This is a genomic window from Nonomuraea sp. NEAU-A123, from assembly GCF_018603905.1.
Classification (GTDB): domain Bacteria; phylum Actinomycetota; class Actinomycetes; order Streptosporangiales; family Streptosporangiaceae; genus Nonomuraea.
Genome location: NZ_JAHFZZ010000011.1, coordinates 232,986 through 247,635, shown reverse-complemented (window position 1 = coordinate 247,635; position 14,650 = coordinate 232,986). Strand labels below are relative to the sequence as shown.

12 protein-coding genes are annotated in these 14,650 nt (G+C 68.7%); 7 read left to right on the top strand and 5 right to left on the bottom strand.

All coding sequences use genetic code 11. The annotated features are described in order from the left end of the window. Window positions 1–47 precede the first annotated feature (47 nt). From KLK06_RS32870 to KLK06_RS32840, 7 genes are all read left to right on the top strand, one after another. Window positions 48–3,101 (top strand): amino acid adenylation domain-containing protein, encoded by a 3,054-nt coding sequence (locus KLK06_RS32870; protein ID WP_214638964.1) that lies wholly within the window; start codon window positions 48–50, stop codon window positions 3,099–3,101. Between the two features lie 20 nt (window positions 3,102–3,121). Beyond that, window positions 3,122–4,105, top strand: coding sequence for an aldo/keto reductase (locus tag KLK06_RS32865; protein ID WP_214638965.1), 984 nt, complete (start codon window positions 3,122–3,124; stop codon window positions 4,103–4,105). Next, window positions 4,102–4,824, top strand: a complete 723-nt coding sequence (locus tag KLK06_RS32860) for a hypothetical protein (protein ID WP_214638966.1) — start codon at window positions 4,102–4,104, stop codon at window positions 4,822–4,824. Before KLK06_RS32865 ends, KLK06_RS32860 begins: the two co-directional genes overlap by 4 nt. A 12-nt stretch (window positions 4,825–4,836) precedes the next feature. Then, entirely contained in the window at window positions 4,837–5,694 is an 858-nt protein-coding gene (locus KLK06_RS32855; protein ID WP_214638967.1) for a family 3 encapsulin nanocompartment shell protein, read from the top strand. A 102-nt stretch (window positions 5,695–5,796) separates the two neighbouring features. After that, window positions 5,797–7,422 carry an AMP-binding protein gene (locus tag KLK06_RS32850; RefSeq protein WP_214638968.1) on the top strand — a complete coding sequence of 542 codons (1,626 nt, stop codon included), beginning with the start codon at window positions 5,797–5,799 and terminating at the stop codon, window positions 7,420–7,422. 1 nt (window position 7,423) lies between these two features. Next, window positions 7,424–8,839: a DHA2 family efflux MFS transporter permease subunit gene (locus KLK06_RS32845; RefSeq protein ID WP_214638969.1), complete on the top strand. Its 1,416-nt coding sequence runs from the start codon at window positions 7,424–7,426 to the stop codon at window positions 8,837–8,839. A 108-nt stretch (window positions 8,840–8,947) separates the two neighbouring features. After that, complete coding sequence (locus KLK06_RS32840; RefSeq protein ID WP_250906187.1) at window positions 8,948–10,786, top strand: glycoside hydrolase family 2 protein; 1,839 nt, start codon at window positions 8,948–8,950, stop codon at window positions 10,784–10,786. Between the two features lie 119 nt (window positions 10,787–10,905). Here the strand turns inward: KLK06_RS32840 and KLK06_RS32835 are convergent, their stop codons facing one another. The 5 genes from KLK06_RS32835 to KLK06_RS32815 all read right to left on the bottom strand — a co-directional run bounded on the left by KLK06_RS32835 (window position 10,906) and on the right by KLK06_RS32815 (window position 14,591). Further along, entirely contained in the window at window positions 10,906–11,070 is a 165-nt protein-coding gene (locus KLK06_RS32835) for a hypothetical protein (RefSeq protein WP_214638971.1), read from the bottom strand. Window positions 11,071–11,140: 70 nt separating this feature from the next. After that, a complete protein-coding gene (locus KLK06_RS32830; protein WP_214638972.1) occupies window positions 11,141–11,932 on the bottom strand; it encodes a hypothetical protein in 792 nt (263 codons plus the stop codon). 245 nt (window positions 11,933–12,177) lie between these two features. Beyond that, entirely contained in the window at window positions 12,178–13,215 is a 1,038-nt protein-coding gene (locus tag KLK06_RS32825; protein ID WP_214638973.1) for a hypothetical protein, read from the bottom strand. A 5-nt stretch (window positions 13,216–13,220) separates the two neighbouring features. After that, window positions 13,221–13,643 (bottom strand): hypothetical protein, encoded by a 423-nt coding sequence (locus KLK06_RS32820; protein ID WP_214638974.1) that lies wholly within the window; start codon window positions 13,641–13,643, stop codon window positions 13,221–13,223. A 117-nt stretch (window positions 13,644–13,760) separates the two neighbouring features. Beyond that, a complete protein-coding gene (locus KLK06_RS32815) occupies window positions 13,761–14,591 on the bottom strand; it encodes an ACT domain-containing protein (protein WP_214638975.1) in 831 nt (276 codons plus the stop codon). Window positions 14,592–14,650 lie beyond the last annotated feature (59 nt).

Here is a 14,650-nt window from a genome sequence, read left to right as displayed (position 1 = left end):
AGAAGGGGCCCGGCCGGCATGGGGGCATTCCTTGGGGAGAGGTGGAGATGACCGGACTCCGGAGCTTTGCTGGCCAAGCAGTTGACTTCGGTGCGTTCCAACCGATCTGGGCGCTGATCGAGGAGCAGGTGGACCGCCATCCCGAGCGCCCGGCGGTGTCGTTCGACGGCCGGATGCTCACCTATCGGCGGCTGGACGAGCTGGTGAACGGCCTGGCGGTCACGCTGGCCGAGCACGATGTGGGCAAGGGCGATGTGGTCGCGGTCCTGCTGGTCAACTCTCTGGAACTGCCCGTCACCTACCTGGCGCTGATGAAGCTGGGGGCGGCGTTCGTACCGCTCGACCCGTCGTGGCCGGAGGACCGGATCCGCAGCACCTTCGGGGTGCTGCCGCCCGGGCCGATCCTGTGCGCCGATGCCGATGCGCTGCCGCGGGAGTTACGGCATCGCGCGGTCACCGTCGAGGTCGGCCGGATCGACCCGACGCCCCGGCGCGCGGGGGTGGCGGTGGGCCCCGATGACCTGATCTACGGCTACTTCACCTCGGGCACCACGGGCACGCCGAAGTGCGCGATGAACCGGCACGCGGGGTTGACCAACCGGTTTCGCTTCATGACGCGGTACTTCGCCGCGACCGGTGACGACGTGGTCCTGCAGAACAGCAGGCACACCTCCGACTCCTCGCTCTGGCAGTTGTTCTGGCCGCTGACCACGGGCGGCCACACCGTCCTGCCCGTGCAGGGAGAGTTCCTCAACCTGCAGCACACCATCGACCTGATCGCCGAGTACGGCATCACGACCGCGGACTTCGTCTCGAGCGTCTTCAACGCGCTGGTGGCCATCGTGGACAGCGACGAGCAGGCGCTGCGGAAGCTCGCGTCGCTCCGGCGGCTCATCGTCGGCAGCGAGGCGGTCAACTCGCGGGCGGTGCACCGGCTGATGACGCTGCTGCCGGGCCTTCAGGTGACCAATGGCTACGGGCCGACGGAGGCGTCCATCGGGATGGTCTTCCACCGCGTGTCCGCGGCCGATGGGGACACGATTCCGCTGGGCCGCCCGATCGACAACTGCTATGCCGTGGTGGTCGACGACGACCTGCGTCCGGCGCCGCCCGGCGCCACCGGCGAGATCGCCATCGGTGGCGCCTGCCTCGGTGAAGGGTACTTGGGTGACCCCACTTCCACCGCCAAGGCGTTCGTCCGTAATCCGTTTCCGGCGAACATCCCTGGAGACCGGCTCTACCTCACCGGCGACCTCGGTCACCTGGATGACGAGGGCCGGTTGTTCTTCTCCGGGCGCAAGGACTTCCAGGTCAAGATCCACGGTGTCCGGATCGAGCTGGGCGAGATCGAGGTGGCGGCCGAGAAGTGCCCCGGTGTACGGCAGGCCGAGGTCCTGGTGGCCGAGCAGGCAGGGACGAAGGCGCTGGCGTTGTTCGCCTCCGGCAGCGGGCTGACCGAGGCCGGGCTCAGCGAGCACCTGCGCCGCACCCTGCCCAGGACCAGCATGCCCCGCTACTTCTTCCTGCTGCCGGAGATGCCGCTGAACGACAACGGCAAGGTCGACCGCGGGCGGCTCCAGGCGGTCCTCGACGGCCGGCTCGCCGAGGACACCGCCCGGCTGGCCGAGAGCGCGCCGACGGCGACCCTGGCCGACCAGGTCCTGCGGACGCTGCGGTCGGCGCTCGGCCGGCCTGGCCTCACGGCCGACGCGCACTTCGCGGAGGCGGGCGGCGACTCCATCCAGGCCTTGTCCGTGGTGCACATGATCACCGCGGAGTGCGGCGTACGGGTCGACGTCAAGGACCTGTACGACCACCCCACAGCGGACGAGCTGACCCCCCTGATCGAACGGCGGCGGCGCGACGGCGTGGCCATCGAGGACGAGTCCGTGCTCATGGCCCGCGACCCGACGGTGCCCGAGGGCGAGCCCATCCGGCCCGCCGACCGGTCGGGGAGGCTGCGGACCGTCCTGGTCACCGGGGCGACCGGCTTCGTCGGCAGCCGCCTGGTCCATGAGCTGTTGGCCCACACTGACCTGCGGGTACGCTGCCTCGCCCGGGCCGCCGACGACACCGGCGCGACCGCGCGGGTCGTCGAGGCGCTCATCGAGCGGGGGCTGTGGGAGCCGCGGTTCGCCGACCGGCTCGAGGGGTACGCGGGCGACCTGGCGTTACCGGGCCTCGGGCTGGCCCCCCGTACCTGGGAACACCTGGCACGCACCTGCGACCTGGTGCTCCACAACGGCGCCCTGGTCAACTTCCTGTTCGACTACCGCGCCCATCGTCAGATCAACGTCCGGGGCACCATCGAGCTGGTCCGGCTCGGGATGGCCTACCGGCCCGTACCGGTGCACTATGTGTCGACGCTCGCGGCGCTCCAGGACGAGGCGCTCCGGCAGGACGACCGCCTCCCCGAGGACTACGAACCGTCCCTCGCCAGGACGCCCGCCGGCGGGTACAGCCGGTCCAAGTGGATCGCCGAACGTTACCTCGCCGAGGCCCGGCGCCGGGGCGCGCTGGTCACCGTGCTCAGGCTCGGCGAGGTGATGCCGAGCGCGGACAACGGATATCCGAATCCGGTGGCGTTCACCCATCTGCTGCTGTCGGCCTTCCTGCGGCTGGGCGTCCGGCCGGACGTCGCCACGCGGTCCGACTACACCCCGGTCGATTATGTGGCGGCACGCGTGGCCGCGGCGGTGTGCGATCGTGCCGCCTGGGGCCGTACCCTGCACGTCTTCCGCGCGGAGAGCGTCTGCTTCGACGACGTCCTGCTGCGCGCGGGCGCGGCCATCGCACCGATCCCGTGCGGGGACTTCGTGACGCTGGTGCGCGAGGCGGGCCGGGCGAGCTCTGACCGCGAGCTGACCACGCTCGCGTCACTCCTGCCCAGCCCGCAGGGCACGGACGAGGACGGACTGAAGCGGGCGTTCGCCGGTCTGCTGACCGACAATCCCGCGCTGTTCCGCAAAGACGAGTGCCGCCGGCTCGAGCAGCGGTGGCAGCTCGACGACGGCAGCCTGGACGGCTCGATCACCGCGTACCACGCCCGGCTGGCGAGCGGCCGCGCGGTGAAAGGACATCGACAGGTGCCTACCGGCTGACAAGACAGAGGGTTCAAGGGATGCGACACCGCAAGATGGGAAACCTCGGCTGGGAAGTCAGCGAGGTCGGATACGGCATGTGGGGCATCGGCGGCGGCCCCGGCAACTTCACCGGCTGGGACTACGACGTCGCCCCGCGCTGCCTCGACGAGGCCGTCGCGCTGGGCTGCACCTTCTTCGACACGGCCTGGGTGTACGGGCGAGGGATCAGCGAACAGTTGCTCGGCGCGCTGCTCCGCCGACATCCCGGCCGGAAGCTGTACGTAGCCACGAAGATCCCCCCGAAGAACCGCGAATGGCCGCCGGGACCGGACGACACCCTCGACGACGCCTACCCCGCGGACCACATCAAGGAGTACACCCACAAGAGCCTGGAGAACCTTGGCGTGCCGCGCATCGACCTGATGCAGTTCCACACCTGGGAGGACCGGTGGGCGGGCGACGAGCGCTGGCAGGAGGCCGTCACCGACCTCAAGCGTGAGGGGGTCATCGACGCGGTCGGCATCAGCGTCAACCGGTGGGAACCGGCCAACTGCTTCGCCGCCCTCGACACCGGCCTCATCGACGTCATCCAGGTGATCTACAACATCTTCGACCAGGCGCCCGAGGACGAGCTGTTCGACCGCGCGCTGCGCGACGGCATCGGGATCATCGCCCGCGTCCCGTTCGACGAGGGCACGCTCACCGGCACGCTGAGCGCCGGCAGCACCTGGCCGGAGGAGGACTGGCGCAGCACCTACTTCTGCGCGGAGAATCTCCGGCCGAGCGTCGAGCGGGCCGAGCGCCTCAAGGCGGCCGTCCCCGAGGGCATGTCGCTCCCCGAGCTCGCCCTCCGGTTCATCCTCAATCATCCGGCGGTCAGCACGGTCATCCCGGGCATGCGCCGACCCGCACATGTACGGGCGAACCTCGCCGTCAGCGATGGCCGGCCGCTCGATGACCCGCTGCTCCAGGAGCTCCGCCGGCACCGCTGGGACCGCGTCCCGGCCTGGTGGTCGGGGTGAACCCGGTGATCATCATGTGGGCGCACTCCCGCTCCGCCTCGACGGCGTTCGAGCGCATGATGATCGAGCGCGGCGACGTGGCCGTCCTGCACGAGCCGTTCCTCGCCCTGACCGAGGAGGGAGCGGTCCCGCTTCCGTCGCCGGACGGCGGCCAGGCAACGGCACGCTCCGAGAAGGAGCTCCTCACCGGCCTCAAGGAGCTGGCCCGGGTCCGTCCGGCGTTCGTCAAGGAGGTCCTCGACTACGAGTACCCCTACCTCTTCGACCACCCCGACGAGCTCGCCGGGATCGTCCACACGTTCATCGTCCGCGACCCCAAGCCGACCATCAGCTCGCACTACGCGATCAAACCGGCGGTGACCTGCGCGGAGATCGGCTACGAGCGCCTGTACCGGCTGTTCGAGCTGGTCTGGTCGGCCACCGGGCGCGAGCCGCTCGTCATCCGCACGGAGCGGTTGGTGCGGGAGCCGGCGAAGGTGGCCGAGGTCTTCTGCGCGTACGCCGGCCTGCCGTTCCTCCCCCGGGCGCTCACGTGGGACTCCGGGGATCGGCCCGAGTGGCGGCGGACCCGCCGATGGCATCTCGACGCGAGCAGCAGCGCCGGCTTCGAGGACCGCCGGAACACCTACCCGGACACCGTCGACAACCACCCCGCCCTCAAGGCCTTCTACGACCACCATCTGCCCTTCTACCAGCGGCTCATCCAGCACGACTTCTGACCGGGAGCATCAATGTCAACGGACACAGCCCCAGCCGGCGCGCCGACCGTGAAGCAGTCCCCGGGCGAGGCATTCGCGCGGGCGTTCGCGGCCGATCCCCGCCACGCGGAGGTGACCTTCGACTACACCATCACCGAGGCACACGAGCCGACCAAGGACCGGCCCCGGCTGACCGTGCGCAACCTGCTCAAGGTCCGCCCCGCCGACGACGTCGCCCGGTTCTGGACGGAGTCCCCGCCCAGCGAAGAGGAGCGGAAGGCGGTACGCGACGCCGACGTCCGCCGCGAGGCGGCGTTCAGGTTCGGCATGGCCGAGGCCGGGGTGCACCCGATCCAGGCGTGGGTGCAGATCCCCGACGGGCTGGCCGACGACCCGGCCGCGCTGGCCACCTTCCTCGACTACCGATTACTGGTACGGCTCGCCACCGCGGAGAACCTCGCGCTGACCAACCACCTGCTCCACCACCCGGAGATCGCCCGGCTCCCCTACGACACCGACTACGTCGCCGGGATTCTGGCCGCCTGTGACGAGGTCGAGCAGTCGGGGGCCACACCGCACGCGATGATCATCAACCCGAACGACTACTACCACTGGCTCGTCGGCCGCAACGGCTTGCTGGCGGACCTGGCGACGGGCAACGGCATGAAGATCTGCCGTAACCGGTGGATCAGCCCGGGGTCCGCCCTCGTCGGTGACATCTCCGTGGCGGCCAGGCTGCTCGACGGGCGTCGCTCGGTGATCCGCGTGGCCGAGCCGCCGCCCGGCACGTTCGCCCGGCCGGGGGTGGCCGTCTGCGCGGAGGTTTGGGAGGGAGTCGCGGTCCATCTCCCGACGCTGTTCTTCCTCGTCACTCCTGCGGAGAAACCCTGATCAGACGGCCGGCGATGAATCGCCCTATGTGCCGTACTTTGAATTTCATGGCAATGAGGAGACAAAGGCGTCCGCGGGGCGCCTGACGAAAGGCGGACGGCCGTGACAGACACACATGAGGAATATCGGCGCAACGGCTGGTGGCGGAGCGCGACCTTCCTGGATGACCTTCGGCATAACGTGGCGGCATTTCCCGGCAAGCCCGCGCTGATCAGCCGACGGGTCGCCGACGGCCGTACCGACGTCGTCACCTACGCGGAACTGGACCGGCTGACCGACCGAATCGCCCACGGCCTGATCCGTCTTGGCGTACGGCCGGGAGACTATATCGCGATCCAATTACCCAATCGCCGGGAAATGCTTCCCCTGACGCTGGCCTGCGTCAAAATCGGCGCGCGTATCGCGCCGCAGTTCCCCATCTACCGGCATCGCGAGCTCGACTTCATGATCCGGCTGACCGAGGCGCGCGTCTTCATCACCGTGAACCGCCTCGGTGACCTGCCGACCGCCGAAACCGCGATGACGCTCGCGAGCGAGATCCCGACCCTGGAGCACGTCGTCATCCTCGGCGGTGACGGCCCGCCCGGGTCCCTCGGATTCGAGGAGCACCTCCTCGACCCCGAACCCGGTGACCCCGCGGAGCTGGCCGGGCGCGCGCTGGGTCCGGACGATCCGTTCCTCATCCTGTTCACCTCGGGGACGACCGGAGAGCCCAAAGGCGCGCTGCACAGCCAGAACACCCTGCATGCCGCCATCCGCGGCTACGGGGACGCGTACGGCCTCGACGACAGCCTGGTCATCATGACGGCGCAGACCTCCATGCACTATGTAGGCCTGGTGATGACGTACCTGCAGGCGTTGATGCTGGGCGGCACCGCGGTCACGGCCGACCTCTGGAACCCCGGCGTCTACCTCGACCTCATGGCCGAGCACGGCGTCACGATGTATTACGGCACGCCGCCCTTCGCCCGGGAGATCAGCGAGGAGCAGAAGGCCAATCCGCGGAAGATCCCCACTCTGCAGATCTTCGTGTCCGGCTCGGCGCCCGTCCCGCCGCACCTGGTGGAGCAGGTGAGCGAGATCCTCGGAGTACGGGTGTACGCGCTGTGGGGCATGACCGAGAACGGCGGCGTCACCATGACCCGGCCCGAAGACCCGCCGGAGCGGGCCGGAGAGAGCGACGGCACCGTCGTGGCCGGCATGCAGGCGCGCATCGTCGACGAGGAGAACCAGCCGGTCCCGGCCGGCGAGATCGGCGCGTTGCAGGTACGCGGCGCGGCCCAATGCCTCGGCTACTACCGGCGCGACGAGATCTACGCCAAGTCACTCACGCCGGACGGCTGGTTCGACACCGGCGACCTCGCCCGCGACGACGGCTACGGCGGCGTGCGCATCTCCGGCCGGACCAAGGACGTCATCATCGCGAACATGTGTCTCAAGCTGCCGGTCAGCGACATCGAGGCGGTGCTCGGCAGGCACCCCGCCGTCCGGGACATCGCGCTCATCGGCATCCCGGATCCGAAGCTGGTCGAGCTGGTGTGCGCCGTCGTGACGCCGTCGGGTGAGCCGCCCACGCTGGAGGACCTGCGGACCCACCTGAAGGACGCCGGGGTGAACAGCTGGTTCTGGCCCGAGCGCCTCGAACTCGTCGAGGCGATGCCACGGACCCTCACCGGCAAGATCCGGAAGGTCGAGCTCCGCGAGCGGTTCGGCGCGGCGTCCAGCTGAGATGCGCGGATCCCGGGCGCTCCCGCTGGCGGTGCTGTGCGGGAGCGCCTTTCTCGGTGCGATCGACGTACAACTGGCGAACATCGCCTTCCCCGACATGCTCCGGAGCTTTCCGAGCAGCGGGCTGCCGGAACTCTCGTGGGTGTTCAACGGCTACGCGATCACGTTCACGGCGGCGCTGCTGCCGGCGGGCGGCCTGGCCGATCGGTTCGGCTATCGCCGGGTCTTCCTCGCCGGGCTGACGGTGTTCGTGATCGGCGCCGCCCTGTGCGCGATCGCCCCCTCGGCCGGCATCCTGATCGCCGCCAGGGTCGTGCAGGGCGTGGGCGGCGGCGTGATCACTCCGCTGACCCTGGCCCTGATCCTGCCGTACTACCCGCCGGAGCGGCGCGGCACGGCGATCGGGCTGTGGAGCGCGACGCAGTCGGTGGCGACCGCCTCCGGGCCCTCGCTCGGCGGTCTGCTGGTCGGCGTCTGGGACTGGCGCACGGTGTTCTTCCTGCACCTGCCGGTCGGGCTCGTCGTGCTGGCCGGCGCGTGGCGGACCCTGGCCCGCACGCCCCCGTCCACCCCGTCCACCCCGTCCAGGCTGCCGGACATCGTCGGCCTGATCCTGCTGGTGGCGGCGATCGGCCTGCCCTCACTGGCCATCGTGCAGAGTGACGCGTGGGGGCCGGGCAGCCCGGGTACGATCACCGCTCTCGTCGCGGGCATCGTCGTCGGCGTGCTGTTCGTCCGGCGGGCGCGCTCGCACCCCGCTCCGATCGTGGACCTGAGAATCCTCCGGGCCCGGAGCACTCAGCGGGCCAACCTCGCGATGTTCCTGCTCGGCCTGGTGATGTTCGCCCTGCCGCTGGCCAATATCCTGTTCCTGACCAGGATCTGGGGATATTCCGAGACCCAGGCGGGGCTCGCCGTCACTCCCGGGGCGGTCGCGCAGGTCCTCACCGCGCCGATCGCCGGACGGCTGGCGGCGAAAGCCGGGCATCGCAGGCTGGCGCTGTGCGGTGTCGTGCTGCTGTCGCTCGCCACGGCCTACCTGGCGGTCGCGACCGGAGGCGGCCAGGCGTACCTCACGGTGGTCTTCCCCGCGGTCGTCGTCACCGGGGTGGGCGTCGCCGTGCTGGTCACGTCGCTCAGCGGGGCCGCCGTCGCCGAGATCCCGCCCGCGCGGCTCGCCACCGGCACCGCCTTGTCCGTCACCTCGCGGGCCTGCGGCGCGGTCATCGGCGTGTCGGCGCTCGTGCTGGTCCTGTCGGGGCACCGCGTCGGCGTGATCGGCGCCTATCACGGCGTCTGGGCGACCATGCTCGGGATCTGCGCCTTCATCGCCGTCGCCGCCGCGGGCCTGCGCAGCCCGGAGGCACCCGCCACGGCGAACGCCGGTCAGCGCGAGCCCGGCACGGAGCCACCGTGACCGTCGGGTCCCGCGCCCGCCTGGCGTCGCGCCGCGGCCTGCTGGAAGAGTGATCCGGGACGTATGTCGCCGATCTCGAGAAAGGCCCCACTCGACGTGACGGAAGCGATGCCTTCGACCCTGCCACGCCCGGAGTATCCGCGGCCCTCCCTGATGCGTACGGACTGGCTGAATCTGAACGGCGACTGGCAGTTCGAGATCGACGCCGCCGACTCCGGTCTCGAACGCGGACTGGTCGAACGTGAGCTGTCGGGCCGGATCACCGTGCCCTTCGCCCCGGAGACCGAGCTGTCCGGCGTCGCGAACGTCGACTTCATGGAGGCGGTCTGGTATCGGCGGACGGTCCGCGTTCCCGCCGCGTGGTCCGGGCGCACCGTGCTGCTGCATTTCGGCGCCGTCGACCATGACGCGACCGTCTGGGTCAACGGCCGCGAGGTCGTCCGGCACCGGGGCGGCTTCACCCCGTTCACGGCCGATGTCACCGGCGTGGCCGTGCCGGGCGAGCAGGCCGTGATCGTGGTCCGGGCCCGGGACAGCCGCCACAGCCCGCAGGCGCGGGGCAAGCAGTCAAGGCAGTTCGCCAACGCGGGCTGCCTGTACACCAGGACGACGGGGATCTGGCAGACCGTGTGGCTGGAGCCGGTCGGCGGCGTCCATGCCCGCGAGGTGCGGGTCGTGCCCCGGCTGGCGTCGGACAGCTTCGACGTCACCGTCCTGTTGCCGGCCAACCGGCCCGGTCACCGTATCCGGCTCCGGCTCACCGAGACCTACGATCACGACACGAACAGTCCAGCCGGCGCCGTCCTGGCCGAGGCGGAGGTGCGCGCGGATCTCGACCTCTCCCCCCAGCTCACCCTGCGGCTGCCGGAAGGCTCGGCACGGACCTGGTCGCCGGCGGACCCGCACCTGTACGGCCTGACCGTCCAGATCCTCGACGCCGGTGGGGCCGTGGTCGACGAGGTCAGATCGTACGCCGGGCTGCGTTCGGTCTCGATCGACGGCAACCGGCTGCTGCTCAACGGCCGGCCGGTGTTCCAGCGGCTCGTACTCGATCAAGGGTATTGGCCGCAGTCGCTGATGACGGCCCCGAGCGACCGCGCGCTCGCCCACGACATCGAGCTCGGCATCGCGGCGGGCTTCAACGGGGCCCGGCTCCACCAGAAGGTGTTCGAGGAGCGATACCTCTATCACGCCGACCGGCTGGGCTATCTGGTCTGGGGGGAGTTCGGCGACTGGGGGGTCGACACCTTCGGACCGGCCGGGGACAACCAGCAGCCGACGGCCTCGATGGTGACGCAATGGCTCGAAGCCGTGCGCCGCGACCTGAGCCACCCGTCGATCGTCGGCTGGTGCCCGCTGAACGAGACCTCGCAGATCCTGACAGACCGGATCACCCAGCTCGACGACGTGACGCGGGCGATGTGGCTGGCGACGAAGCTCGCCGATCCGACGCGCCCCGTGCTGGACGTGTCGGGCTACGCGCACCGCGTCCCGGAGACCGACGTCGTCGACTCGCACGACTATGAGCAGGAGCCGGCGGTCTTCGCCGCGAACCATGCCGGCCTAGCCTCGGGGCGGCCGTTCATGAACACGAGCCCGGACGGTGGGCAGCCGATGTCCGCTGCCTATCGGGGGCAACCGTACTTCGTCAGCGAGTTCGGTGGGATCTGGTGGGTTCCGGGCGCCGACGATGGCGGTGATTCGCTCGATCGGTCGTGGGGATACGGCAACCGTCCGAACGGCGAAGAGGAGTTCTACGCGCGGTTCGGCGGCCTCGTCGGCGCATTACTCGACAATCCGGACATGTTTGGCTATTGCTATACGCAGCTCACCGACGTGTTCCAAGAGCAGAACGGCATCTACACCTTCGATCGGTCGGTGAAGCTCGATGTCGAAAGGGTCCGTGCGATCCAGCTGAAGCCCACCGCCGCCGAGCGGTCCGGCTGAGTCGGGTGGCGAAGGACAACGCGAGCCAACCTCAGGGGTAGGGACCGCAACTGCCTGCGCTGCGTAGTCATACCCGTTGACAGCAACGCAGGCGCCGCCGCTCGGGGGACTTCCAGCGATCAAGCTTCGGTGGCCCGCCAGCGAAGTCGGAGTCTCGCGCGGCGCCTCTTGACTTCGTTCTCCACCAGCAGGACGGCGCGTCGTTCGACGTCCGTGTAATACTCGTCCACATCGAGCCGCTCGTCCGCGACCTGCTCGGCTCTTTCGATGACTTCGTCACTCACCGTAGGTCCGTTTTCCATTTAGGCTCCCTCCCTGCATTGACTGCCCCTCCTATGCGCTGCCATCAAAGTCTCACAGACCATGAACATGCGCCAGACCTGCGGCCAGCGCCCCGCCGAGCAGTCTGAGCGTCTCTACATCCGAATCTTCGAACGCTTTCGCCTCGGGCGAGACCACAACAAGCAGCCCTTCTTTGAGACCGGCCTCCTTGACGCCGACAGAGCTGGCGATACAGCTCCTATACCGGGGTTTCCCCATCTCCAGGACATCGAGGAAGGAATCCTCCAGGCTAATATCATCTACGCGCTTCACCCTTAGATGGTTCGATGCGAATTGCAGAAGATCTCTATCGTGATCACCATCGACACCTAACCTGGTCCGCGGCGAGCCGACCCCCCAAAGCGCGCTTACCAGTTGAAGATACCCATCTGGCCCGAACTTATAGTAAGCAGCCCGCGTCAAGCTCGGCTGCTTGGCATGACTGCAGGTACGCCTGGCCGCGGCGACGATCTGGTGGATCAGAATATCGGCTGCGGCCTTCGCCTCGATTGTGTCGTTCTTACTGCACAACCGGCCAAGGGCGACGATGACCGGGAGACCTCCGCCGGAGAGCGTCCGGGCCAATCGTGCAGCGACCTCTTTGTAGCCGGCATCGCTGGTGTGCCTCAGCCATATCGAAAGTCCGCCGAGCGCCGCGCACATCAATAAGGCCAAGACAACGGCATCATGAGCCTGCCCGTCGACAAGTGTCACCGCGACGCCAAGGCCCGGAACCGCCATTCCAAGAAGTGCCGTGACGGGAAGGTTGAGGAGCGCCTTGTCGGCGAAATTCCTCATGACCTGCCAGGTGCGCTTGCTTTTCATCAGCCGACGTCCTTTGCCGATCTTGAGCTACCGGTTCACGGAAGTATCCGCCGTGACAAGATAACGTGAGCCAGGCGCTGTAGCCACAAGAACGTTCATAGACAGAGGATCATCACCAATCCGACACTATAGCGATCGGACATCTCTCCTATAAGCCACCTATGTGATTAGTCGGGCTCGACACCGCGTCAATGAAAAAGAAACGCGGGCACTAATCAATTCGGGCCCTATAATCGTGCGAAATCTCATGTCGGACTCGGCCGGCGCGCGCGGAAGCGACGGAACGCGACGAGGAGGATCACCCCGGCGATGAGGGCTATCAGCCCGGCGGCCGCGAGGGCCAGCGTCCAAGGGGAGTCCAACGACCCCGGCAGGCCCCACGTTCCGGGCTTTTCGGGGAAGGTAAGCGCTCCGTTCGCCGTGCGGCTGACCCGGCCGCTGCGAAGGGTGAGGTGGAACTTCCACGGCCCGGCGGGGAGGTCCTTGCCCATCAGTGCGATGACGTTTCCCTGGCCCCCGGGCGCCAGGGTGGTGTCACGATTGACCGGGAAGGGGCCGGCGCGCAGAAAGCTCGGCCCGTCCGACAGCGACAGCTCTCCGTCGAAGTCGAGCGCGCGTTCGCCGGTGTTGGAGACGTCCACCACGATCTGCGGCTGTCCGTCTTCGGTCCGCCTTGGCACCACCTCGCCGATCTCGAAGTCCGAGGGCGGCTCCCCGCCCAAACCCACGTCGAGATAGGAACGGATCCCGACGCGATGGACGAGCTTCACGTGTCCCTTCGATCCAGGCCTGTCCGAGGAGACCTGTGCCCATACGACGGCGTACCGCTCTCCTTTGCTGGCCCATTCCGGCACGGCGACGGTCGCCTTCACCCGCGTCCTGCCGTTCGCCGGCAGGTCGACGGACGAACGGTTGAGCCTGACCCACTCGCTCAGCTCGTTGGAGGTGCGGTCCGGCGCGAAGGTGTAGCGGCCGTCCTTGATACCGGCGGCGGCCGCGTACAACTCCACGTGCTGAGGCTCGCGTGAGGTGCTGAAGACCTCGAAGCTCCGGGTGAAGGTGGTGCCGGGATTGACATGGTCGACGATGAAGGCGTGCGAACGCGGGTCGTCCATCCAGTTGGCGGGAACCTCCAGCAGCTTGATGCCGATGCTGTCCCTACCGCTCGAACTCGCCCCGTCTCGGCTCCCCGAGTCCGCGACCGCGGGAGCGCTGATCACCACATGCAGCAGGAGCGCCGTCAGCGTCACGGAGACGGGCCTGCGCAACAGCGAAATAGGCATACGAACTAGGCGACGGAGTGGTTCACCGTGCCGGTACAGGTGCCTTCCACCGCTTGGGCGGGGACATCGATGACGATCGTCGGATTCCAGACGGCGGAGTTGTCACCAGAGCCGGTGGTCTTGCTGAAGGCGATGCGCGATACGTTCAGCGCTTGCGCGGCCGCCGCGTTGACCTGGCCGGGGACGAAGGTGGTGGCGGTCGCGGTGCCGGACCAGTACAGAACATCCGTGTTGGGAATGGTCTCAGCGGGGGTGCCGGCGCCCGTCGTGAAGCCTCCCGCCGAGGCGTTCACCGACGCCACCCAGGTGGCGACGAGCGCGGCGCGCCGGTTGCGCAGACAGCTCTTGAACATTGCCGATTCCTTCCGTAGAACCCGGCGTCCCGTCTGGATGCGCTCCCGGGTGATCTCATCCTGCTCCGCGATCACCCGGCTGAAACGGCCCGAGCAACCATCCATCAACCCTCTGCGATCATGAGATGACTATATGTAGTCATCATAGAGATGGTATGCGGTGCCCGGGCCCGGGTGGTCGCGAGTCGGTGTTCAGTCGGAGTAGCGCCGCTGTCTCACGCTGGCGGCCAGCGCGGCGGCTCGGGCCGCCTCCGCCGGCGTGAACGGCAATGCGGGGCGGCTGACCAGGAGCGCCCGTTCGGGATGGACGGAGATCACCATGGTGGTGCCGGACTCGCCACCGTCGGCGACGGTGTCTCCGGGCAGTCGCCATTGGACGTCCGTGGCGCGCAGGAGCTCCGCCATCGCGTGGGGCAACTGCTCGGGATCCTCGCTGACGGCGTGGGCCAGGACGAGGGCCTGGACACCGAGATCTACCAGATCTTTGACGTACGCGCGGACGATGACGATGTCGAGCCCGCCGGCCTTGTCGACCGCCGACCGCAGGTTCTTCTCGCTCAGCTCAGCGGGCGCCTCGACCACGAACTCGTCCAGCGCGTCGCAGCCGGACGGAGAGATCGCGCTGCTGCCCGTCGCGGCGATGTGCAGGGCCAGGACGTTGCAGTCCAGCCTGGCGAACGCCGCCGCCAGTTCCGCCAGCCGGCCCGGACGGTCGACCACCCGAGTGCGGATACGCCACAGCTTCATGGGCCGGCCTCCCTCGATATCGATCACTTCGGCGGCGGGGCGCCGGGTTCCGCGCCGCGCGCCGAGCCGTTTGTGGACGAAGGCGCAGACGATCAGCCCCGCACCGAGTGCGATCAGCACCGCGGGGCCCGGGGCGGAGTGCCCCATAAGAGTGGCGAACAGGTGGGCAAGACCGACCGCGACGAACAGCACCGCCAGCTCTACGACCTCACGCTTCCACGAGGCGGTGGCCTGCTCAGGAGTGTGCGCCCGATCTACATCTTTCGCATCGCTCATGGAGGCAGGATGGCAGCCGGCTGTTTCGCGGCCACGTGACGTGCGGTTTCGCCGACATT